Consider the following 20955-nt stretch of genomic DNA (forward strand, 5'->3'; position numbering starts at 1 on the left):
AGTCAACCTAGTTCAGAAACGTTTAATTGTTCAGGCTAGGTGTTCGCAGTAGTTAATAATCATTGAGGAAGCAATGGATACTTTCGTTAGAAATGGAATTTTAGCATTAGCGAATGTTGTTGAGCAGGACACTAAGGGATGGTTTGAAGGGCATGTTGGTGCATCTTTATTGGCTGGGGCAGCTTTACTGAAGAGTGGTTACCTGTCGGATGCATCATATGAAAGTTTACAATTAAGGTTACATTTACAATTAGAAGAGTATGCATATCTTTTAAAGCCGTTAGCAGTAAGTATGTTGACGACTAACTATACCCCTATTGTTGACGCTATCACACTAAATACGCAGCAGCTGAGTCGATCTGGACATGGTGTGATTTATGGTGCTTTGGCTTTAAAAGCGCTATCTGATAATAATCTTAAGGTCAGTGAGAGTCTGGTTACAAATATCGCAAAACTTATTACTAATTGTACTCACGATAAGTGGGATCGGTACTTTGGGCTTGATGATTATCGCTATTACCAGGTGCTTGATAATACCCTAGATTCACCCCTCCACCGGCAAATAGATAACGAACTAATAGACGATGAAAATATTGAAGCCTTATGTGCTGTAGCTATTGAACGTAGCGTTGCACAGGTTTATCACGATGCAGATGGGTATTTTTTTGCAGGAGAGAAAATACACGGTATAACCCATGCACATGCTGTTTTCCTTCTTTATTCGCTGGGCTACACAGAATTAGCGAGTAAAGCGGTAAGGCCATTACTGATTCAGTTAGAACTAAATGATTTAAAACCAGAGCCTCCCTCCGATTTAATAGCCATTCAGCCGAAAAAGTTAGATTTATCCGATCCAACTGTGTGGGGATGTGGCTATCGCAATGAACATCAAATTAAACTTGCACATAGTTATTCTGAATTATCAGCAAGGCTAAATCTACCACTGTCAAAATTAGATAATTTATGGGGAGCCGTTTCAGGTTGAATGTAACTAGGTAGGCCTAGCATTGAATGCAGGTACCTGCGTAACACAGTATGAGTATGTTTGATTTATTAGATGAGACATTTAATTTTAAAAGGAATTAGCCATGGTCGTAAAGTCTCAATATGCAAGTAGCCCTCGTGGGTTTAAGTGGTGGTTGGTCAGAGTAACTACTGTTATTTTAGTTGTTGTTATAGCAGCTTTTGCCTATTTGTTTTTGGCTGGGGCGTCGGCTAAATCGGAATTGATAGGGAAGAATCCAGCGCCAGGGCGTCTAGTTGATGTTGGTGGCTACAAGATGCATATTAACTGCATCGGGGAAGGGTCTCCGACTGTGCTGATGGAAGCAGGAGCTGGCGACTTTTCGGTGTCTTGGGCGGCTGTTCAACCGACACTAAGCCAAACAACCCGAGTGTGTTCTTACGATCGCGCTGGCTTTGGTTGGAGTGAGCCAAATGTTGAGCAAGCACGAACAAGTCAGACTATGGTGCAAGAACTAGAAACCTTGCTTACTAATGCTAACATCGACGACCAGCTAGTCTTAGTGGGACACTCATTCGGCGGCCTTAATGTTCGCTTATTTGCGGATCGTCACCTTGATAGAGTCGCAGGTGTTGTACTGGTGGATGCATTGCATGAAGATGTTTCGTCTGAAATGCAGCGTATTAATCGAGATGCTCAAGTGGCTTTAGTCGAAGAGCTTCGCGTAGCTTCCCTTTTACAATCGATAGGCCTTTTAGCATTATCACCAGAAGAGATCCCAGATCAGGGGTTACCTAGTGAAGCCATGGCGCAGTATCGTGCAATATTAGCCACTGGCAGTCAATTAGAGACTATGATTGCTGAATTGAGTAGTATCGAAAACAGCCTGATTTATGCACGTAGCCTTAATTTGAAGCACTTAGATAATATACCAGTAGCGGTACTGACAGCGACGCACCGTAATCAGCCCTCTTTATCTGAAGAGCAGAATAAGCAGATGGCGAAAGATTGGAACAAGATGCAAATAGCCCTGAGTAAACTGTCGTCGGAGAGTTACTTTGTCTCTACATCGAAAAGTGGCCATTACATTCAACTGGAACAACCCGAACTTGTTATTCGTACCATCAACAAGCTGGTTACAAGGGCAAGAGGCTAGCACTATCACCCTGTACAAGTTGCCGAAATTTAACGGCAACTTGTCTTGTGATTAAGAAAAGGGGCTACCGTCAATAGAATTACATAAATACGTTACGATGTAACTTAATTGCTGTATTTACATTGGCTATCAAGGAGGATAGATGTTTAAAAATCGTCTCGTGAAATTATGGAAATCAAACCGTTCATTGCTGCTTTTTTTGGTGCTGATGTGTGTTTTTCGCAGTGCATTTGCGGATTGGAATACGGTGCCAACGGGGTCGATGAAGCCAACAATACTAGAAGGTGATCGCATTTTTGTTAATAAAATGGCTTATGATATTCGAGTACCCTTTACGCACACATCGCTATATAAAGTCTCTGATCCGCAACGTGGTGACATTATCGTCTTTGACTCTAAAGTATCAGACTTACGTTTAGTAAAACGGGTGATTGGGATTCCTGGAGATGTTATCGCGCTAAATGATAACGTGTTATCCGTAAATGGAAATCGCGTGTCATATGATGATTTTTCATCAACCGAGTCTTCGGTAGATAAGATTGAACATTTGCCTAATGCCACTCACTTTGTGCGCGTGAATAAGAAGGGGTCATTGCGATCCAGTTTTTCGCCTGTTCGTGTCCCCGATGGTCACTATATGGCGCTTGGGGATAACCGAGATAATAGCTCAGATTCTAGAGTCATCGGCTTTGTTCCGAGAGATGAAATTGTGGGTAGAACAAAAAGTGTGGTTTTGTCATTTAATTATGATAATTACTATATACCGCGCAGCGATCGTTTTTTTAAATCACTATAAATGGTAGTTAAAGTTGCACCGTAGTTAAGGGAGTAGTATGGCGTTTTCATTGGCATTGTTAAATGTCGCATTAATTTGGATGTTCGCCGTTGCGACACCGGGAGCAAATGTACTCCTAACGATAAATACAGCGTTACACTATGACCGAAAGTTAGCCTTTTATTCAGCTTTGGGGGTGAGTACAGCCATTTTGCTTTGGGCCTTTTTCGGTGGGTCAGGTTTAGTGATTTTGTTTACGCATTACCCGCAATTGTTTAGCTTCATGAAGCTAGTTGGTGGCTGTTATTTATTGTATCTGGGCATTCGTCAGATCTATCAAACACGAAAAAGCAACGCGTTGCTAGCTGGGGCGAATGCACCAACAGTGCACTTTCCTTCCTCAAAAAAGATATTTTTAACTGCTTTCATTACGAGCATTTTGAACCCTAAAACTGGTTTCTTTGTTGTGAGTGTGTTTAGTATTTCGATGCCAGCGCATATGACGGGGTGGATGGTATTTACAATCATGCTCACTATGTCCTCTATTACATTGGTGTGGCATGTGTTTCTCGGCGTTGCATTTTCGCGTCAATCTGCCAAAAGTGTTTATCAACGTATTTCCCATTATATTGATTACGCGACAGGCGGCTTGTTTACTCTGTTTGGTATAAAAGTGATGGCGTCTTAAGCAGTAAAACCCAGCGATAGGCTGGGTTTTACCGGATCTATGCGTTTATCGCGTTACCACGTTAACCTTGGGTCGACGCATTGATAGATCTCACCGATGCTGGCTTTGTCAGTGAGTAACTGCAACGCGAGCCTTGCAACTTCACTACGGTGGATCAAACCGTGCACTTCAGTGTGTTGAGAAAGCTCACCATCATTGGTGACGTCTCCATCTTTTAAGCCTCCGGGGCGCAAAATAGTGTAATCCAGCGTGCTCGACTGAAGCCAAGCTTCTGCTAATGATTTTTCACGAACCGCAGCACCAAAGCCTTTTTTGGCGGCGTCTGACAAGTATTGCCATGAGTCACCACAACCTAGCGACGTGACGAGTAAGAAACGCTGTATTTTGTGTTGCTCAAGCGCATTGATTAAGTATCTGTGACCAATGTAATCAACGGGTACTTCAGCGTGGAAGCTACCCATAGTCGATACAACCCAAGCATCGGCTGGCAGCGCAGCTACTGTTTTTTCAACTAGCTGGACATCTGTTGCATCACAGCTAATAGATGGGATTCCTAATGCTTGTAGGCGAGGGTTTTTTGATGGATTTCGCGCAACAGCAATAACGCTTTCACCTTGGCGATGAAAGTAATCGACCATGGCTGCGCCTAAGCCACTTGCCGCTCCCCAAACAACAATCGTATTCATAGATAAATCTCTTTCTGATAATGATAATAGTTTACATTTATATGGATAAATTGCTAGTTATCAATAGGGTGTAAGCATGAGTATTTCAAATGGCGCCAGTATTCATTCAGCTTAATCGATGATTCGTACAGCTTGCACCAGCAATATCTATACTTAAAGTTGATAATTGTTATCAATAAGGCGTACGATCTATGCCTTACTTGATCACAAATTGCTTTGGTATCAGTATAAAGAGAGAAAGCCTGTAATATCATTACGATGAACTATACCAATCTAGCAAAGTGACTGTTCGTGTGGCTGACTTATCTAGCTTGATATTAAAGAGACTTTACAGAAGAAGTGCTATGGCTATTTTAGATATTCTGACAATTCCAGACCCAAGACTTAAAATTCCAGCAAAGCCGGTAACGGATATTGCTGCTGTTCAACCTTTCATTGATGATTTGCTAGCAACCATGTATTCGACAAGTGATGGTATTGGGTTAGCTGCAACACAGGTTGGTAGCACCAATGCCATTGTTGTTATCGATATTTCAGAAAATCGCGATGAACCTTTGGTGCTAATTAACCCTGAAGTCGTGAGCGGTAGCGATAAAGCGATAGGGCAAGAGGGGTGCTTGTCTGTCCCTGGTTATTACGCCGACGTAGAACGTTACACGTCTGTAGTGGTCTCTGCGCTAGACCGTAATGGTGAGCAAATTACAATCGAAAATAGTGAATTTCTCGCTGTGGTCATGCAGCATGAAATTGATCATTTAAAAGGGAACCTGTTCATTGATTACCTCTCACCATTAAAGCGAACAATGGCATTAAAAAAAGTTAAGAAGACCCTGAAAGCGCGAGCGGAGTAGTGGCAAATGGATAATTTGTTTACTTATATCGCTGCGATTAAAGGGCATAGTTCTGATGTTGTGATCACCAATCAGGCGACACACTCACACCAGTATATTGATGATGGCGTAGAAGTGAATGAAGAACAGATCTCTTATGTGTTTAATAATGGCGTTGTTATTCAATATCACTCTGAAAAAGACAGCATAGATGGCATCGCAGGGCATGCCGCTGATAATGTGTGTGAAGAGTGCTGGATTAGCTATCAAGTGCTGGAATCTGGTGTTTATGCCATTAGGCCTATGAAGAAAGTGTTCAATAATAAATGCCAAGAAGCATTCTGGGTGAAGATCCAGCGAGAGCAACAGTTAGCACATTAGTTATCACCAAGAATCGGATATATTTGGTCTACGCTGTGTAGAGCAAGATTAATGAAAGGAATGGATGATGAAAGGGAAATGTCTTTGTGGAGCAATAGAAGCCGTTGCTGACGATAAGCATGATGTAGGCTTATGCCATTGCGATATGTGTCGCAGATGGACGGGAGGTCCATTTTTTGCTGTTCATTGTGGACCGAATGTTACCTTTCTTGGCGATACACCGGCAATCTACCCATCTTCTGAGTGGGCAGAGCGAGGATTTTGCGCTAAATGTGGTACACATTTGTTCTACCATTTGCTACCGAAGAATGAATATATTCTTTCAGCTGGCTTATTCCAAGATCAAGACTTTGATTTAGAAAGTGAAATATTTATTGATGAAAAGCCTGATTATTACGCGTTCAGTAATGAAACGGAAAAACTCACTGGCCAGCAGGTGTTTGAACAGGCAACTGGAAAAGACAGTTAACTAAAAAGTAACTTACATCTCTGATTAAAAAGGAATTTACTATGACTAGTCGTGTTTATGTTCTCGCTCAGTTTAAGCCAAAAGAGGGGAAAGAGGTCGAGTTGTTTGAGGTGTTAAAAGCGTTAGAGCCAGATTCGTACCGTGAAGAAGGCTGTATCCAATATATGCTAACACGCCAAATCGATCATCCAAGTGCAAGTCGAAATGATTATTCCATTGTATTTAATGAAATTTGGGAGGATGCAGATTGTTGGTCTGCACATGGTCGACGTAAACAAATCCAGCACTTTTTTGAAACCCAAGTTAAGGCAGAAACGGGTTTGGTCGCCGATGCTATTGTGACAGCATACACAGATGAAGGGCATAATTTTGATGCGCCTATTTTTGAGTAACTTTTTCTCAGCGGTGTAGCGAATTAGTCTATTTGAAAAACCACTGCCACAATGTAAGTCATGTCGTACAGTATTTTACTGTTTGGAGAAGTATTATGCGTAGGCGTCACTTTCTTACATTGTGGTCACTCTTGTTCGCGTGGCGTGCAACAGCAAAATCATCCGCTACTAGCTCGTTAACACCCCCTCAAGCGGAAGGGCCATTCTATCCCGTCGAGCCTATCCCTAGCCGCTCAAATATGATCATTAATGCCAGAGGCTTGATAGGTAAGCCTATGACTTTGCATGGGCAAGTTCGAAACCGTCAAGGTCAGTCATTACACGGTGTTAAAGTGGAAATTTGGCAGTGTGATGGTGCCGGTATTTACGATCATCCTCAACAGGCTAACCACGCATCGTTTGACTCAAATTTTGCTGGCTTTGGTAGCGTTAAAACCGATAGTAAAGGGCAATATGCTTTTCAAACCTTGGTACCAGTCCCTTATAACAATCGACCACCACATATTCACGTTAAGCTATGGCAAAAAGATCGTGAGCTATTAACAACTCAGCTGTATTTGAAAGGGCAAACAGGCAATGAATGGTGGGGTGGAGAAGAGCGCGAGCAATTACAAATCGATATAGTTCAAGGTGGTGAATACTCACAGGCCAGCTTTGATTTTGTCGTGAATGCTTAACCGGACGCTAAGTGATAAAGAGTGCCAACCTACTGAGCTAAGCTGGCTATTTGGCACGCTTTATTTTTGCTTGATACCAAGCTATTAATACATAAACTTATTCAGAGAGGTATTAGTCTTTGATTGTTACTTTCTCAATGACAATGGGTTCGCTTGGTACATCGTCATGGCCTCGTTTACAGGTTGTGCGTACAACAGCCATTTTCTTCACGACATCCATACCCGCTGTTACTTTACCAAACACACAGTAACCCCAACCCATGTTAGTGGTCGCAGTGTGATCTAAGAAATCGTTATCATCTAGGTTGATAAAAAACTGTGCTGTCGCTGAATGCGGTGCATCAGTACGCGCCATTGCGATTGAACCAATTACGTTTTTAAGGCCGCGGTTTGCTTCGTTCGCAATTGGATCTCGAGTTGGTTTTTCTGTCATGTCCGCAGTGTGACCACCACCTTGAACCATAAAGCCTTTAATCACACGGTGGAAAATTGTGCCTTCGTAAAAACCTTCCTGACAATATTTAAGAAAGTTCTTACAAGTAACAGGTGCGCGCTCCATGTTTAGCTCAATTTCGATGTCGCCCATGCTGGTGCTTAAAATAATCATTTTGTTTAACCGTGTTGATAGGTATTTAGCGGGGCAGTATACGGAATTACCTTGTTAAGCGTAAAGTTATAAAAAACGCTCAGTAAAGACTGAGCGTTTATTACGTTTTTAAATCCCGATGCCTGTAACTTTAAGTTTGGTGAATATTACTGCGCATTCATCGCTTTTAATTTATCACCGACAGGGCCTGAGAAGTTGTAGCCGTCGTGCTCATCCCAATTGATAGACCATGTCATTACGCCACCGAAGTTAGGGTAAAGCTTAGTTGGAACAACCGTGCCACAGTGCGTACCTTTGGTGGCACAGTCTAAAGCATCCAAGATGTTTTGAGTTGGCGCTTGGCCTGAGTTCGCTGAACTAGGGCCCGATGGCAAACCGTAAGCGACTTGGTCATCACGCAATGGCGAAAACTGCGTCCCATCAGCAAGTGTAAAGCCTTCAACTAGCATACGTGCCGATGCTACCATCATGTCCACAGAACCTTCAGGTGCAGAGCTTCCGTTCATGTATGGGTTAGGCAAACCACCATTGTTGTAAAGTTGAACATGGAGTAGATCTAATGTATCGCGTAGTGCGTTAATCAACGGAATGTAAGCCCCCCAAATGCCGCTATAAGCTACCATACCACCTTGAACATAAGGATGTTCGGGGGCCATAGTCAGGTACATATCGCCACCCATATTGGTTTCGATTTGCTTCAATGCACGCGGTAAGCGAGCTTGAATTTGCGTACCGTGCATCAAGTTAGAGCCACTTTCTAGGTCAACGTCTAACCCATCAAAGCCCCATTCTTGAATAATGCTGGTTAAGCTACTCACAAAGTTCGCTTCGTCAGTATCGGTATTGAGTGTAATTGTGCCTTCTGCACCACCCAGTGATAGTACGATCACTTTACCTTGCGCTTGTAGTTCGCGGATATCTTGTTTAAATAATTCAGGGTCGAGTGCTGGGCAACTGCTGTGCATGTCGCCAGCATATAAATTGAAGTGCACCGTGCCATCGCTATTTCGATCATTGTCTGCAAAGGCTATATCAATAATATCCCAAGCAGGTGAAATTTCACGTAAGCGAATCGGGCAGCCTGCACCGTTTACAAAGTTGTGCCAGTAACCGATGAGATTATGTTTTACTGCAGATTGCTCGATAACTTTTACAGAGGCCGCAGCTGATGTTGCCGTTGCGCCTAGTGCGTCTGTTGCCAGAGCTATGACGGTGTAACTACCCGCGGAGCCTGCTGTCCAATTGGCTTGATAAGGGGCTGTGGTGTCGGTCGCAACAATGTTACCGTTCACTAAGAAGTCTACTTTTTGGATTGATCCATTAATGGCAGAAGCCGTTGCTGAAAGATTAAAGGCTTTTCCTAAGGTAACGGTTGAGCCACTAATCGGAGACGTTAGGCTGGTGACTAGAGCTTGATCGCTTACACTGACGAGTACCGATGATTCTGCATTATTGCCTTCGTTATCAGTTGCAATCGCTTTTAAGCTAACATCACCTAATCCTGTTGCAAGCCAATCTGCCGTATACGGCGCAGTTGTATCTGTACCTAGATTGTCATTGCCAGCAAAGAACTGTACTTGCGTGACACTGCCGTCGGCATCGGATGCAGAAGCGGCTACCGTGACATTCGTGCCAGCAAGGATAATGCTGTTATTTGCAGGGGAAGTAATGGCAACTTCAGGCACTATGGCGCAAATACCTAAATCACTCCAAGCATCGTTCCAATGTTGGCCGTTACCTGGCTCGTAGGCCCACGCTGCGTTGGATGAACACCAACCTGCCACATCACAGCGATACTTATGATTTAGGTTTTGTACTGTGTCACCAACTTGATAGGTATTACCAGCCGTATAAGTTGGTATACCTTGGCATCCACCACTCTCAGAATCACCAGATACCGCCACTGTGATTGTTTCACTAAATGTTGTCGCGTTTTCGTTATCAATCGCTTTTGATTTAAAGCTATGTGTACCTTGTTGGGCCACCCAAATGTGTTCATAAGGCGCTGCGGTATCACTGCCGACTAAACTGTCATCGATATAGAAATCGACTTGTGAAATTGATCCATCTTTATCAGTGGCCGATGCGGCAAGAGTTAGGTTGTCATTTGCTCTGATTTGAGATGTGTTGGTTGGGTTCGTTAGACTAATTTCTGGTGGTAAGTTATTGGTTGGGTTAGATACTGAAACATTAACTGTTTTGCTACTGGTCGCGCCTTGGTCATCGGTCACTTTTGCTTTAATGGCATGGCTACCCGCAAGAGCAGTCCAATTAGTCGTATAAGGTGCTGTGGTAATTAGTGCTAAAGAGGTGCCATTTAATAGGAATTCAACGCTCGCGACAGTCCCATCAGGATCACTTGCTGCAGCACTGAGTATAACTGCATCACCTGTAGTAAATTGGGCATTGCTGAGTGGCGAAGTAACAGTAATGCTTGGTGGCTGATTATTGGGCGTGCCGTCGCACTGGCCTAATGCTGTCCACTCTTGCCATTGTCCTGAGTGTGCCGAAGGCTCATTTCCTTTACTCCACCAATTGGCTTTGTATGCAATACTACTGCTTTGTACTTGCTCATTCGTGTTGTAGGCAGTGTTGCTGTCCCAGATCTCAATCTGGGAACAATCCATGGCACTCGCTTGTCCAACGGCACTTAAGCTACCTATGATGGTGCAAGCGATTAATGTTTTTTGCATCATAATATCCCTATCAAATGGTGTATTTAATAACAGATGAAGCTTGTTGATTTTTTCTGCTAAAAAAGAGGCTGGTATAAAGACATAAATTAAACGTCCTCTCGCTTAATCATTAGCTTATTTAAGTCAAATGATGAGGTGATTTTTAAAATAGATTCAATAATTTATATGGCATTCACAAGCTAGTTAAAATGCAAAGTAACAATATGAGTTATTTTGGAAGCGATTCGATGTTTTTTAATGCGAAAAAATAAGCGTTAAAAAGAAGGGGATCTTAGGGCATGCCGCTATCTCATTGTTATTAAAGCAAGAGGCTTGTCGGTTAATCATTTGAAGGGGCCATTGATTCTTTGATGGCAAAATCTGTACTTATTTTGTCTGTGGTAAATGAATAGACTTCCGTCAGGCATAATCACGACTAATGGTTGCGGGTTGGTGTATCTGTAAGGGGGGATATTAAAGCCATAAAAACGCTGTTCATATTATGTTGGTGACGATATTATACTTTCAACAATATACCGCGTGAGATAAGCGCCGCCATTAAATAGTTATAAGCAATGCAAACACATACAGCGCCAGATTTACTGCTAACTCCGGAAAGTGCCAATCAATTAAGAAAAGATTTTACGGTGGAAAAAGCCTACCTGATAAAGCCTAAGGTGATGGAATCTATTACCGATTATCAACTCACCATTGCGACGGTGAGTGTATTCAGTTTCTTATCCTTTTTTCTGATTTTTTTCTTAGTTGCTGAAACCGTGAAATCATTTAACGGCACATCATAATGATTGGCTTTCTAAGAGGATAAGGTAAGGTTGCTTTTTCGTCAGCCGTTAATTTTAGCATTCATTCATAGATTTACTCGGGAAGGGCATCCCGAGTCATAACAATGCGTTGTGTGTTTTGATTATTTGCTTTTGAGGGCTTTTAAATCAAACTTCACGCCATCCCAACCATAATGGATGAAATTTCTAATATTTAAATGGTCATTATTGTTAGGGTGTTTGATGACATCTTCACGATAGAAACGGCCAAAGCAGGCTAAAGCCTGTTCTTTAGAGAGCTTGTGTATCTTCGCAAAAGACAGAATCTTACATGAACCATTATTTTCGCCTGCTTGGTTGCTAATATCACCATTAATGAATGCAGTAGGGGTGAAGGTGTAATTTTGATCGATAATTGCCATTGTTTGATCAAATTCGATATGGCTGGGTTCTTGTTGCACTAACACTAAAAACTGTGACAATTCCATTGCTTATTTATTCTCCTAGTTGGTTTTTTTGCTATTACTGACACTATAGCTCGTTCGGTATGCATAAAAACATAGCTAAAAGGAAAGAATATGGAGTTTTCTTTACAAGCTGCATCAGAACATGACATCGCGTTTTTGTTGAAATTGCGAGAGGCTACTATGAAACAGTATCTTGAGGATGTGGGTGAACCAACCACGACAGAGGCGTATTTAGAGCGTGTCATGTATAAGTTTGAAGATGCTAAGGTAATAAAAGTTCATGGTGAATCAGCTGGATTATTTAAAGTGTCTTATATACCAGAAAATAATCAATGGTATGTCGTTCAGATTCAACTTCATCCAGGTTATCAGAATCATAGGATAGGTCGTCAGTTACTGACTGAACTGATAAGTGTGGCTACTGAGCAAGGTGCCAGCGTTGGTTTGAGTGTGCTAAAAACAAATCCTGCGAAAAGGTTATATACACGTCTAGGATTTGAGCCAGTTGGGGAAACGAAAACTGAATTTAAAATGGAATACAATGCTTAGTTTATGACTGGTTGTTAAAAGCAGAAACTTTGAGCTAACTTCCAAAACCCTCCGATTGTATTTTGTTAGTCCTAATAATGCGATTAAATAAGAATAACAATGATATAGAGGGATCTGACGTGAAAAAGCCATTTGTGATTTTAGCGATTGTTGCGGCCTTTGTGTTATTAGCGCGACAACTTACCCTTAATGAGCGAACACCAATTATTGTGGAGTTACCTGATAGTCCTTCATTTACAGCTTCAAACTTATTTGATGGTGACTGGGCAGGGAAAAGGGTCGATGTCAGTGGTGATAAAATTTGTTTACAAACACGGATACTCGGCACCATTGATAATGGTCAGGTAACTTTAAAGCTAATGTACAATAACACGTTGCTGAAGGGGTGGATTTCAGCGCAAGGAAAACTGGAGCTTTACTCGGACAACCCTAGGTGGGGGTATCGCTTCAACGGCATCGCGACGAATGACACGATTGACGGAGAATGGAAGGTGACCAATGCCCGTTGTCATGGTACTTGGCATATAGAAAAAGCTAGCTGAGATAAAAGCGCTAGTGTAACAGCTGTTAATTAATCTATATGAAACTTCCCCCACCGCATTGAACAAGCCTTTAAGCGCTATAATTTGAATGTAGCGTTACATTATTCTTACTAAGAATCCCACTGAAGAAAGTGGGATTTTTTTTGTCTCGGTAAACTAATTACGTTGGCATAAAAATTGATTGTTAGTTTAGTAAGTTATGCAATTGGTTGCTATTTCTGTTAATTGAAGCTGTTCGCAATGAATAATGGATGACTTAACCCTTATATATCGATGATGACGTATCAATACATTGTGTGTTTATCACAGCTTAGGTAAAAGCGGTTAAAGGAGTACTAAAATGCGAACCAAAACGAAATGCGTAATCGCAAAACAGTTATTCATTGCTTTATTGGTCTTAATTTCTTTTCAATCGTTTGCTGATCAGAAAGAAATTGTTTTTGGTGTCGTGCCGCAACAATCAGCATCTAAATTAGCAAAGCAGTGGGGTCCTTTACTAGAGGCTTGGAGTGACGTCACTGGGATCAAGTTTCGATTCGCAACTGCTCGTGATATTCCAACGTTCGAAGAGCGTTTAGCTGCTGGCGAATATGATATGGCCTACATGAACCCTTACCACTTTACCTTAGTCAATCATGCTGCTGGGTATACTGCGCTGGCTCATGCTAAAGATAAACGAATCACAGGCATAATGGTGGCGCAAAAAGACTGGAATGGCGCTATTGATTCTTTGAATGATCAGTTGCTTGCTTTTCCTGCCCCAAGAGCATTTGCGGCATCTATTCTCACACAGTCAGAACTGCGTCAAAAAGGGGTGGTGATTACACCGAAATATGTGGGTGCGCATGACTCCGTATATATGGCGGTTGCAAAAGGCCTGTATCCGGCAGGAGGCGGTGTGATGCGGACATTCAACAGTATCCCAGAATCTTTGAGGGAGCAGTTGAAGATTATATATAAAACGAACAGCTATACACCTCATGCCATTGCTTACCTGAATTCGTTAGACACTGAAACCGCTGAGCAACTACGTAGCAGTATCGATCCCCTAAACCAGCATCCCAAAGCAAAAGCGATGTTTGACATGCTGAGTATCAAAGGCTTTGAATCTGCTAAGGATAGCGATTGGGACGATATCGTCGGGTTAGGCATTAATCTTTAGCTCGAAGCAAATTAACGGTAAGAGTGGGGGGCGTATTGTGAAGTTAAGAACCAAGACAATTATTGGCATCGCAGTTATTGAGGCTCTTGCTCTTGCACTACTTATTGTTACTGGGCTGCAATGGCTAAAGTCATCGAATGAAAATCGGTTGAAAGTGGGGACCAATCAATTAGCAAGTGTTTTTGCAAAAGCGACAAGAGATGCTGTGTTAGCGACGGACTTAGCCTATTTAGATAGCTTTGCTGAATCACTGGTCAGTGAGCAAAACCTTGCTTATATCCGAATTACTGATCGCAATGGTGTCGAGTTAGCGAGGCACGGTGATTATACTCATGTTGATACTCGTGTTTCTCCTGCAGAGGTGACTGACGGTGTTTATGATGTCATAAGCCCAATTCAAGTTGATGGTCAGCTATATGGCAATGTTGAGATGGGGGTAACCGTTAACGATCTCCATGTAATGCTTAGCCAAGCAACACGCTCAAGTTTGTTAATTGCTATTGCTGAAATGTCGCTGGTGGCTTTGTTCTCTTTAGCACTAGGGACATACTTAATGCGTCGGCTTGATGTGTTAAGAAAGGGGGCGGAGAAGGTGGCCAGAATGGGGCCTGGTGCGCAAATTATGGTAACAGGCAACGATGAGGTAACGCGCGTTAGTACCGCTTTTAACGAGATGTCTCGTTCTTTAGCGAAAGCACAAGAAAAGCTTGCAGAAAAACATCAACAACAGATTGCACTAACGAACAAAGTCACCGAGCTAGCTCAAGTTGCTGAACATGCTAGGGATGTCATCATAATCACAGATGCGAAAGGCAAAATAACTTGGGTAAACCCCGCTTTTGAAAGCCTGACAGGCTATACCTTGTCTGAAGTTGTTGGACAGTCACCAGGCAGTTTACTACAAGGCGATAGTTCTGACCTTGAAATTGTTCATGAAATGTCACGGAAGATAGCCCAGAAGGAAGCTGTACGCGTTGAGATTCTTAATTACGCTAAAAGTGGGGAATCTTATTGGGTTGAGCTTGATATCTCACCAGTGACAGACAGTACGGGGGAGATTGTCCGATTCATTGCTGTTGAACGCGATATTACTCAACGTAGGCAGGTTGAAGAGCAATTAGAGACAGCACTTAAAGAGGCGACGAGGGCAACCAGAGCGAAATCGGAATTTTTGGCGAACATGAGCCATGAGATTCGAACGCCGATGAATGCAATTATGGGCTTTACAGAGCTACTGCTTGAAAAGCCTATGCACGCTGAACATCGAGAGCAGCTTGAGTTAGTTCATCGCTCTGCTGGCAATTTGGTCGCTATTATTAATGACATTTTAGATTACAGCAAAATTGAAGCCGGCAAGTTATCGCTAACTAATGAAGCGTTTGATTTACAAGAGGTACTTGAGTCAACCATAGACTTGTGTGGCTATCAGGCGAAAGAGAAAGAATTGCCGTTAGTCATGAATATTGCGCCCGCGATTAATACCAAGGTTATGGGTGATAAAGGACGAGTTAATCAAATTTTATTAAATCTGATCGGGAACGCACTGAAATTTACAGACTCTGGAACTGTGACGGTAAACGTAGAAGCAGAATCTTTTCTTGAAACAACAAGGTTTTATATCAGTGTAGAAGATACTGGGATTGGTATTCCAGCTGAAAGGTTACCCTATATCATGGAGAAGTTTGAGCAAGTAGATAACTCGGCAACGCGTCAGTACGAAGGGACTGGTTTGGGGTTAGCTATTTGTAAGCGTTTAATACAGCTCTATGGTGGAGAGCTGAAAGTGGAATCTGAGGAAGGAAAAGGATCTTGTTTTTCTTTTAGTATCACGCTTGTCAATCAGCATTCCAAGATCTCGGTAGCGGCTAACCAAGATTACCCAATGCTTGATGAGAAATTGATACCTGAAGTGCTGAGAAATAAAAAAATACTTATAGCGGAAGACAGTTACGTTAATCGTCTTTTGATCGAAAAAATGCTGAACGATGCGCCTGTTGAATTAGTTTTTGCGGAAGATGGTGAGCAAGCGGTAGCACTATACTGCCAACATGTACCCGATATGGTTATTACCGATATATCGATGCCAAACAAAGATGGTTATGAAGCTACGGCTGATATTCGGACTTTGCAAGAGCAAGGGTATCCTTGGTGTCCAATTATTGCTTTGTCGGCTCATGCTATGACTGAAGAGCGTGAGAGAAGCTTTGCATCGGGGATGAATGATCATTTGAGTAAACCGATAAGCAAAGACCTTTTGATTAAAATGATTTTTAAGTGGCTTTCTCTTTCTGAAGAGAATGAAAAAAAGCAAGGCGCGAAATTTAAATACTGAAATGCTTATCAGAATAATACCAACTTAAATAAGGCTTTAGCTTACAAGTATTTAAGTTGGTATAAGCGTATGCATGCTTGAAATGCAGCGCGATAATCCTTCGGCATTACACAGTGAAGGTAAACTGATGATTATGAGCAAGAACCGCAACAGAAGCCTGGCTCACCGTGTTTACCTTTTTTCTTTTCAGATGTTTCTTTTGTTGGTGTTGGCTCTACGTTATTTTGTGCCTGTTGTTTCAAAACAGCCTTAGCTTCTGAATCGTCTTTTTTAAATAGTTTTTTGAATGATAGTGCCATGTGTGCTCTCCTGAGTGTTGAGTTTAAGTTGTATTTTTAATGCATGTTATTATTCCTGACCAAATAGGTCAAGTATGTATTTGCTCTGATTTTTTTATTAGTACTTTTTCACCAGTTTCGCACTGACTATAAGCAACTGATACCTTGCTGCTATTGTGACGTCAGATAATAAGATATGATGCGGGCAAATACGTATTTTGAAGCTGTTTATGAATATTGAAGTCAAGAATATCCCGACTTCTGAAGTGACATGTGCTAACTGCCAAGCATGCTGTTGTCGTTTAGAAGTAATGATATTGACAGATACAGGTGTACCAGAAGAACACATCGCAACCGATGAATGGGGTGGTGAGGTGATGGCTCGTTTAGACGATGGTTGGTGTTCAGCACTGGATCGTGACACTTTGATGTGTACTATTTATGAAAATCGTCCATGGATTTGCCGTGAGTTTGAAATGGGCTCTTATGAATGTGTTGATGAGCGTGTCGCGAATATGTAGGCTGAATACCTTAGTATAAGCTAATGATTTATCCCAAGCTTTGTTAAACATGATGAAAGTCTAAAGCTTGGGATGATCGCAAACATGCAGTTAAGCGTTAAACGCCTTTTCAAAATTCTTCTGATTCCACCCGATAATCACTTGATCACCGACCTTTAATACTGGGATTGATCTTGCCCTCATTGCACTGAGTTCTTTTTGAGCGCGTGGTGTTGCTGCGTTTGCTAAGCGATATGGGATTTTTTTTGCATCAAGGTAGCGTTGAGCATCTTTACAGTGTGGACATTTGTCTTTTACGTACAAGGTGATCTTTTTCATTGGTGTCTTTTCTTATTGTTGCGTTAAGCAAAAGTGAGTTTTGCTTTGAGCTGATTAACTTTCACGGTTAAAAATAACATTCTCACGCGTAACAAGCCATTCGGGATAGGGCCTCATCGCTTTTGCATATATAGGGTTGTTATAGTGGGTTATCAACCATTGCTGAAATTTGGGATAAGATGCGTGTTGAAACCATTTTCTATCTACTTTTGAAAATTGGCGCATAAAAGGGAGCATTGCATAGTCCACAAGCGATGGCGTATCGCCCATCAAAAAAGTTGAATACGTTAATTTAGCTTCCAATATTGCAATAAAGCTTTCACAGGCCTGTCTAGCGTTGGCTTCTTTATCATCATGGTAACGTGCAGCTGCTCTGTATTGCTCTAACAGCGGAATGAAGACGTCATCATGTTGTTGTATGAGTTGGCGTATTTCATTCGACACATCAGGCTCATTCACGCGCAATAAGTTGTGGGGATCATTGCGCGATAATGCCCAATACATGATCGCTAAACTTTGATCTATGACTTTATTGACGTGCGGAAAGTAGAGCACAGGGACTGTGCCCTTTGGCGATACAGCCAGCATTTCGAGAGGTTTATTCGTCAGCTTAACATTGCGTAGCAACACGGTTTGGTTAGCTAACAGTAAACTGAGTCTTGCGCGCATTGCGTACGGACAACGTTGTAATGAATACAGAACGGGGTAATGCAATTCGCTCATAAGTTCACCTATTAAAAGACACTCCGACGAAATTTTCTAACGAATAACTGGCTTTTTAGCAACGTATTCCTCAGCTGGCAATTAAAGGATATAGCGGTTTAAAAAATGCTGAAGAGGCTCAATGCCGGATTGGTGCTGGCTTTCATTTTGCCAACAGTCATAAATAGCCGTTTCATGAGCTGCAATGAGTTCAAATATCGGCAATTCTAATGCGGTATGCATTTCGGTTTGATTATACCAATCTCTGTATTGGCGTTCATAAGGCTTAACCCAAGCTTCAAGCGTGGTCACTAATTCGCTCCAAGGCAGTGATATCCACTTTTGTGCGTCAGTTTCCCCCTTATTGACCATGGCGGTGTCATGGTGGTTGTAAGGCTGCTGCATGCGATCAAAGTAGGCTTCGATCAGTTTTGCGGTGTGTATTTCGACGGCAATCAAAGTTTCCCATAGTGCCGCTTTATTTTGTTCTGTGTAGTGCTTAGCAAAGTACTCAAAAAAAGCAATGCCATATAGCTCGCCTTGGTAAGCTGTCAGTATCTTATGGTTCATTCAATAACCTTCATTTTACATGTGTTGGTAGTTGCTGGTGGCGAGTCGTAACGGCTCAATATAATTTTATATGTTAGATACTTACCTTAGTAAATCAAGTTCTTGATAATGATTCGCAAGTAAAAGGAGCGTAGGGTGTCATCTGTTCCCCAAAATAAAGCGGCATTACGCAGTGCAATCAATGATGCATTTGAAAAGCTTTACCGTGATCTTGTCACTATTCCTGCTGACTTGACGCGTATTTGTGAGATTGAAGGCAATGTGAAAGGAACAAAGATCAGTGTGTGCGATAGCTTGGCTTATTTGCTCGGTTGGGGGAAGCTTGTGCTGTATTGGTATGAGGAAAAAGCAGCAGGGCGAGATGTTGAATTTCCAGCTGATGGTTATAAGTGGAATCAGCTAGGGCAACTAGCCCAACACTTTCAGCATGAATATCGTGATTGGTCGTTTATTGCATTACAGCAAGATCTGCAAATAACGACAGTATCAATTGTCACCTTAATTGATAGCTTGGACAATACCGAACTGTATGAACAGCCATGGTATGAAAAATGGACATTAGGGAGGATGATTCAGTTCAATACGTCATCCCCGATGAAAAACGTAAGAACAAAAATACGGAAATTCAAGAAAGCCCATCAACTGGGTTAGTTTTAGTGATGCTCGTTTATTGGATAGACACGGAGTAGATCATGAATAAACATCAAGTTGAAACATTATTATCATCCTTTGCTGGCTCGGATGTATCATCTCCTTTTGGTCCTGACGCTCTGGTTTATAAAGTGAAAGGGAAGATGTATGCATTGGTTTCTCAAAATGAAGATATCGCACGTGTTACGTTGAAGTGTAAGCCTGAAGATGGTGAAGTTTTAATATCTCAGTTTGAATCGATATCGCCTGGTTATTATATGAATAAAAGGCACTGGATAACGATTAAACTCTGTGGAGAGGTTGATTCAAATATATTAATGGACCTAGCTCATCATTCTTACCAACTTATTGTTGCTAAACTAAAAAAATCAGAAAGAACTGCTCTTCTTATTGGTGAGTAATAGTGACCATTATTAATAGAAGTTAAATAAGGAAGGGATATAATTCAATTGTACATAAATTATATCCCTTAGCGTTATTAGTGATCAGTTTCTCATATTAATTACAAAATAGTGCGACCATTAATAAATAAGCCAAATATCACAGTTGTTGCTAGCGTTTCAGCGTTATTCTTATTTTAAATTAACCCCCTAAAATGAGATGCGATAATGAAAAAAGGAATATTTCACTGTAGTACATTAGCTGCAGCTATTATTTTGTCTGGTTGTAATAGTAGTTCTTCTGATGATAATAATAAGATCGATTATGGCGCAAAAGCTGTGAGTTATCTTGTTGAAATTGCAGACGAAACTCAAGGTATTGGTGCTCGAGAAGCGAGCACTCAAAAGGAAATTCAAACAGGAAATTGGATTTACGATAAATTAACGGGTTTTGGTTATAATGTTAATGTGCAACCTTTTTCCTATGAAAGGAAAGGTAAAACATATTTTTCGAACAATTATATTGTAGAGAAAAAAGGGAAAGTCGATAAAACTATTATATTAGCGGCACACTATGATTCAACTGGTGTCGATCATGGTTCTTTAGGTGCGACAGATAATGGTGCAGGGTTAGCAGCTGCGATTGCCATTGCCGAAAGGTTACAACAATCAGAGTTACCTTTTAATGTCCGTATATTATACCCAGGAGCTGAAGAAAACGGATTAAATGGTTCGTTATATTATGTCAAAGATGCATTAGCAAACGACAAGTTGAAAAACGTGATAGGCATGATTAATTACGACACTGTTGGTGGTGGTGATATTGTATATGTACATGCCGCGCATTCAGATTATGCTGAATATAAAAAAACATGTGAATCTTTAGGGTTAACAGAAACAGATTATAGCTTTGATACAAAAATGCGAGAAGCGATGCTGAAGGCTTCTGTTGATGTTAATGGCGAGGCGAATAAATATATTATCCACCCAACATTCCCTGGTTATCCTGAAGGTGAAACGGGTTCTTGGTCGGATCATGCAGGTTTTGCTTGTGCGGGTATTCCCATTGCTTATGTTGAAGCGACGAACTTCAACATTAATGGTGCCGATGGTTATGATGGTTACTCCCAAACAACGAACCCTGCGATGTGGGATTGTTACGACGCTGACAACAAAACAGCATGTAACCGAGCTGAAGAGAAGAAATGGGGGAAAATTTGGCATACCGAGTTTGATCGCATCGATAAACTTGAAGAAGCTTTCCCAGGTCGTGTGAATACACAGTTGAGCGACAACGTAAATATAGTTTTAGAGTTGCTAACGAGTGATAAATACATTCAAGTGAAATAAGTGCAAGGTACCGCTATAGACAGCCTGTAGCGGTACTTTTTTGCGGTAATG

At 41.6% G+C, this 20955-nt stretch carries 26 protein-coding genes; 18 read left to right on the plus strand and 8 right to left on the minus strand.

The features are described 5' to 3' along the window. Positions 1–73 precede the first annotated feature (73 nt). From OCU77_RS08640 to OCU77_RS08655, 4 genes are all read left to right on the plus strand, one after another. Entirely contained in the window at positions 74–985 is a 912-nt protein-coding gene (locus OCU77_RS08640; protein ID WP_048898307.1) for a hypothetical protein, read from the plus strand. Between the two features lie 103 nt (positions 986–1088). Then, positions 1089–2120, plus strand: a complete 1032-nt coding sequence (locus tag OCU77_RS08645; RefSeq protein ID WP_048898308.1) for an alpha/beta fold hydrolase — start codon at positions 1089–1091, stop codon at positions 2118–2120. Between the two features lie 142 nt (positions 2121–2262). Then, the gene (gene lepB / locus OCU77_RS08650) at positions 2263–2916 is read left to right on the plus strand and encodes a signal peptidase I (RefSeq protein WP_048898309.1); all 654 of its coding nucleotides are present in this window, start codon (positions 2263–2265) and stop codon (positions 2914–2916) included. A 37-nt stretch (positions 2917–2953) separates the two neighbouring features. After that, the gene (locus tag OCU77_RS08655; protein WP_048898310.1) at positions 2954–3583 is read left to right on the plus strand and encodes a LysE family translocator; all 630 of its coding nucleotides are present in this window, start codon (positions 2954–2956) and stop codon (positions 3581–3583) included. Between the two features lie 53 nt (positions 3584–3636). On the opposite strand, the gene OCU77_RS08660 is transcribed toward OCU77_RS08655, so the two are convergent. Then, positions 3637–4269: an NAD(P)H-binding protein gene (locus OCU77_RS08660; RefSeq protein ID WP_048898311.1), complete on the minus strand. Its 633-nt coding sequence runs from the start codon at positions 4267–4269 to the stop codon at positions 3637–3639. Between the two features lie 344 nt (positions 4270–4613). Here OCU77_RS08660 and def point away from each other — a divergent pair, with 344 nt between their 5' ends. The 5 genes from def to OCU77_RS08685 all read left to right on the plus strand — a co-directional run bounded on the left by def (position 4614) and on the right by OCU77_RS08685 (position 7018). Continuing rightward, on the plus strand, positions 4614–5120 hold the full coding sequence (gene def, locus OCU77_RS08665) for a peptide deformylase (RefSeq protein WP_048898312.1): 507 nt from the start codon (positions 4614–4616) through the stop codon (positions 5118–5120). Between the two features lie 6 nt (positions 5121–5126). After that, on the plus strand, positions 5127–5480 hold the full coding sequence (locus tag OCU77_RS08670) for a hypothetical protein (RefSeq protein WP_048898313.1): 354 nt from the start codon (positions 5127–5129) through the stop codon (positions 5478–5480). 67 nt (positions 5481–5547) lie between these two features. Continuing rightward, positions 5548–5949, plus strand: a complete 402-nt coding sequence (locus OCU77_RS08675; RefSeq protein ID WP_107302858.1) for a GFA family protein — start codon at positions 5548–5550, stop codon at positions 5947–5949. Between the two features lie 41 nt (positions 5950–5990). Continuing rightward, positions 5991–6341: a putative quinol monooxygenase gene (locus OCU77_RS08680; protein WP_048898314.1), complete on the plus strand. Its 351-nt coding sequence runs from the start codon at positions 5991–5993 to the stop codon at positions 6339–6341. A gap of 95 nt (positions 6342–6436) precedes the next feature. Next, the gene (locus OCU77_RS08685) at positions 6437–7018 is read left to right on the plus strand and encodes a dioxygenase family protein (protein WP_107302859.1); all 582 of its coding nucleotides are present in this window, start codon (positions 6437–6439) and stop codon (positions 7016–7018) included. Positions 7019–7130: 112 nt separating this feature from the next. Here OCU77_RS08685 and OCU77_RS08690 read toward each other — a convergent pair whose 3' ends face one another. After that, on the minus strand, positions 7131–7625 hold the full coding sequence (locus OCU77_RS08690; RefSeq protein ID WP_048898315.1) for a peptidylprolyl isomerase: 495 nt from the start codon (positions 7623–7625) through the stop codon (positions 7131–7133). Positions 7626–7771: 146 nt separating this feature from the next. After that, positions 7772–10318, minus strand: a complete 2547-nt coding sequence (locus OCU77_RS08695; protein ID WP_107302860.1) for an Ig-like domain-containing protein — start codon at positions 10316–10318, stop codon at positions 7772–7774. A gap of 557 nt (positions 10319–10875) precedes the next feature. Between OCU77_RS08695 and OCU77_RS08700 the strand changes: the two genes are divergently transcribed. Further along, positions 10876–11103 (plus strand): hypothetical protein, encoded by a 228-nt coding sequence (locus OCU77_RS08700; RefSeq protein ID WP_048898316.1) that lies wholly within the window; start codon positions 10876–10878, stop codon positions 11101–11103. Between the two features lie 122 nt (positions 11104–11225). Here the strand turns inward: OCU77_RS08700 and OCU77_RS08705 are convergent, their stop codons facing one another. Next, the gene (locus OCU77_RS08705; protein ID WP_048898317.1) at positions 11226–11570 is read right to left on the minus strand and encodes a HopJ type III effector protein; all 345 of its coding nucleotides are present in this window, start codon (positions 11568–11570) and stop codon (positions 11226–11228) included. 90 nt (positions 11571–11660) lie between these two features. On the opposite strand from OCU77_RS08705, the gene OCU77_RS08710 reads away from it, so the two are divergent. The 4 genes from OCU77_RS08710 to OCU77_RS08725 all read left to right on the plus strand — a co-directional run bounded on the left by OCU77_RS08710 (position 11661) and on the right by OCU77_RS08725 (position 16134). Then, a complete protein-coding gene (locus OCU77_RS08710; protein ID WP_048898318.1) occupies positions 11661–12098 on the plus strand; it encodes a GNAT family N-acetyltransferase in 438 nt (145 codons plus the stop codon). 119 nt (positions 12099–12217) lie between these two features. After that, positions 12218–12640 (plus strand): hypothetical protein, encoded by a 423-nt coding sequence (locus OCU77_RS08715; protein ID WP_048898319.1) that lies wholly within the window; start codon positions 12218–12220, stop codon positions 12638–12640. Positions 12641–12980: 340 nt separating this feature from the next. Next, positions 12981–13802: a phosphate/phosphite/phosphonate ABC transporter substrate-binding protein gene (locus tag OCU77_RS08720; protein WP_048898320.1), complete on the plus strand. Its 822-nt coding sequence runs from the start codon at positions 12981–12983 to the stop codon at positions 13800–13802. 37 nt (positions 13803–13839) lie between these two features. Beyond that, complete coding sequence (locus OCU77_RS08725) at positions 13840–16134, plus strand: ATP-binding protein (protein ID WP_107302862.1); 2295 nt, start codon at positions 13840–13842, stop codon at positions 16132–16134. A 131-nt stretch (positions 16135–16265) separates the two neighbouring features. On the opposite strand, the gene OCU77_RS08730 is transcribed toward OCU77_RS08725, so the two are convergent. After that, a complete protein-coding gene (locus tag OCU77_RS08730; protein ID WP_084711758.1) occupies positions 16266–16433 on the minus strand; it encodes a CCGSCS motif protein in 168 nt (55 codons plus the stop codon). A gap of 209 nt (positions 16434–16642) precedes the next feature. Here OCU77_RS08730 and OCU77_RS08735 point away from each other — a divergent pair, with 209 nt between their 5' ends. Continuing rightward, positions 16643–16933, plus strand: coding sequence for a YkgJ family cysteine cluster protein (locus tag OCU77_RS08735; protein ID WP_048898321.1), 291 nt, complete (start codon positions 16643–16645; stop codon positions 16931–16933). 90 nt (positions 16934–17023) lie between these two features. On the opposite strand, the gene OCU77_RS08740 is transcribed toward OCU77_RS08735, so the two are convergent. The 3 genes from OCU77_RS08740 to OCU77_RS08750 all read right to left on the minus strand — a co-directional run bounded on the left by OCU77_RS08740 (position 17024) and on the right by OCU77_RS08750 (position 18523). Further along, positions 17024–17251 (minus strand): glutaredoxin family protein, encoded by a 228-nt coding sequence (locus OCU77_RS08740; protein ID WP_048898322.1) that lies wholly within the window; start codon positions 17249–17251, stop codon positions 17024–17026. A gap of 54 nt (positions 17252–17305) precedes the next feature. Then, on the minus strand, positions 17306–17974 hold the full coding sequence (locus tag OCU77_RS08745; RefSeq protein WP_048898323.1) for a glutathione S-transferase: 669 nt from the start codon (positions 17972–17974) through the stop codon (positions 17306–17308). Between the two features lie 81 nt (positions 17975–18055). Beyond that, the gene (locus OCU77_RS08750) at positions 18056–18523 is read right to left on the minus strand and encodes a hypothetical protein (RefSeq protein WP_107302863.1); all 468 of its coding nucleotides are present in this window, start codon (positions 18521–18523) and stop codon (positions 18056–18058) included. A gap of 135 nt (positions 18524–18658) precedes the next feature. On the opposite strand from OCU77_RS08750, the gene OCU77_RS08755 reads away from it, so the two are divergent. From OCU77_RS08755 to OCU77_RS08765, 3 genes are all read left to right on the plus strand, one after another. Next, positions 18659–19174 carry a ClbS/DfsB family four-helix bundle protein gene (locus OCU77_RS08755; protein WP_048898325.1) on the plus strand — a complete coding sequence of 172 codons (516 nt, stop codon included), beginning with the start codon at positions 18659–18661 and terminating at the stop codon, positions 19172–19174. 41 nt (positions 19175–19215) lie between these two features. Continuing rightward, positions 19216–19575: an MmcQ/YjbR family DNA-binding protein gene (locus OCU77_RS08760; RefSeq protein ID WP_048898326.1), complete on the plus strand. Its 360-nt coding sequence runs from the start codon at positions 19216–19218 to the stop codon at positions 19573–19575. 207 nt (positions 19576–19782) lie between these two features. Next, positions 19783–20904 carry a M28 family metallopeptidase gene (locus OCU77_RS08765; protein WP_048898327.1) on the plus strand — a complete coding sequence of 374 codons (1122 nt, stop codon included), beginning with the start codon at positions 19783–19785 and terminating at the stop codon, positions 20902–20904. Positions 20905–20955 lie beyond the last annotated feature (51 nt).

The sequence above is a fragment of the Photobacterium swingsii genome, assembly GCF_024346715.1.
GTDB lineage: Bacteria > Pseudomonadota > Gammaproteobacteria > Enterobacterales > Vibrionaceae > Photobacterium > Photobacterium swingsii.

What these genes read in the sequence shown, in the direction of transcription:
- OCU77_RS08685 (WP_107302859.1), top strand. Translation starts at nt 6,437, where the DNA reads ATGCGTAGGCGTCACTTTCTTACATTGTGGTCACTCTTGTTCGCGTGG.
- OCU77_RS08675 (WP_107302858.1), top strand. Translation starts at nt 5,548, where the DNA reads ATGAAAGGGAAATGTCTTTGTGGAGCAATAGAAGCCGTTGCTGACGAT.
- OCU77_RS08745 (WP_048898323.1), bottom strand. Translation starts at nt 17,974, where the DNA reads ATGAGCGAATTGCATTACCCCGTTCTGTATTCATTACAACGTTGTCCG.
- OCU77_RS08640 (WP_048898307.1), top strand. Translation starts at nt 74, where the DNA reads ATGGATACTTTCGTTAGAAATGGAATTTTAGCATTAGCGAATGTTGTT.
- OCU77_RS08730 (WP_084711758.1), bottom strand. Translation starts at nt 16,433, where the DNA reads ATGGCACTATCATTCAAAAAACTATTTAAAAAAGACGATTCAGAAGCT.
- OCU77_RS08705 (WP_048898317.1), bottom strand. Translation starts at nt 11,570, where the DNA reads ATGGAATTGTCACAGTTTTTAGTGTTAGTGCAACAAGAACCCAGCCAT.
- lepB (WP_048898309.1), top strand. Translation starts at nt 2,263, where the DNA reads ATGTTTAAAAATCGTCTCGTGAAATTATGGAAATCAAACCGTTCATTG.
- OCU77_RS08740 (WP_048898322.1), bottom strand. Translation starts at nt 17,251, where the DNA reads ATGAAAAAGATCACCTTGTACGTAAAAGACAAATGTCCACACTGTAAA.
- OCU77_RS08735 (WP_048898321.1), top strand. Translation starts at nt 16,643, where the DNA reads ATGAATATTGAAGTCAAGAATATCCCGACTTCTGAAGTGACATGTGCT.
- def (WP_048898312.1), top strand. Translation starts at nt 4,614, where the DNA reads ATGGCTATTTTAGATATTCTGACAATTCCAGACCCAAGACTTAAAATT.
- OCU77_RS08670 (WP_048898313.1), top strand. Translation starts at nt 5,127, where the DNA reads ATGGATAATTTGTTTACTTATATCGCTGCGATTAAAGGGCATAGTTCT.
- OCU77_RS08660 (WP_048898311.1), bottom strand. Translation starts at nt 4,269, where the DNA reads ATGAATACGATTGTTGTTTGGGGAGCGGCAAGTGGCTTAGGCGCAGCC.
- OCU77_RS08750 (WP_107302863.1), bottom strand. Translation starts at nt 18,523, where the DNA reads ATGAACCATAAGATACTGACAGCTTACCAAGGCGAGCTATATGGCATT.
- OCU77_RS08690 (WP_048898315.1), bottom strand. Translation starts at nt 7,625, where the DNA reads ATGATTATTTTAAGCACCAGCATGGGCGACATCGAAATTGAGCTAAAC.
- OCU77_RS08710 (WP_048898318.1), top strand. Translation starts at nt 11,661, where the DNA reads ATGGAGTTTTCTTTACAAGCTGCATCAGAACATGACATCGCGTTTTTG.
- OCU77_RS08680 (WP_048898314.1), top strand. Translation starts at nt 5,991, where the DNA reads ATGACTAGTCGTGTTTATGTTCTCGCTCAGTTTAAGCCAAAAGAGGGG.
- OCU77_RS08700 (WP_048898316.1), top strand. Translation starts at nt 10,876, where the DNA reads ATGCAAACACATACAGCGCCAGATTTACTGCTAACTCCGGAAAGTGCC.
- OCU77_RS08720 (WP_048898320.1), top strand. Translation starts at nt 12,981, where the DNA reads ATGCGAACCAAAACGAAATGCGTAATCGCAAAACAGTTATTCATTGCT.
- OCU77_RS08645 (WP_048898308.1), top strand. Translation starts at nt 1,089, where the DNA reads ATGGTCGTAAAGTCTCAATATGCAAGTAGCCCTCGTGGGTTTAAGTGG.
- OCU77_RS08695 (WP_107302860.1), bottom strand. Translation starts at nt 10,318, where the DNA reads ATGCAAAAAACATTAATCGCTTGCACCATCATAGGTAGCTTAAGTGCC.
- OCU77_RS08760 (WP_048898326.1), top strand. Translation starts at nt 19,216, where the DNA reads ATGAATAAACATCAAGTTGAAACATTATTATCATCCTTTGCTGGCTCG.
- OCU77_RS08655 (WP_048898310.1), top strand. Translation starts at nt 2,954, where the DNA reads ATGGCGTTTTCATTGGCATTGTTAAATGTCGCATTAATTTGGATGTTC.
- OCU77_RS08765 (WP_048898327.1), top strand. Translation starts at nt 19,783, where the DNA reads ATGAAAAAAGGAATATTTCACTGTAGTACATTAGCTGCAGCTATTATT.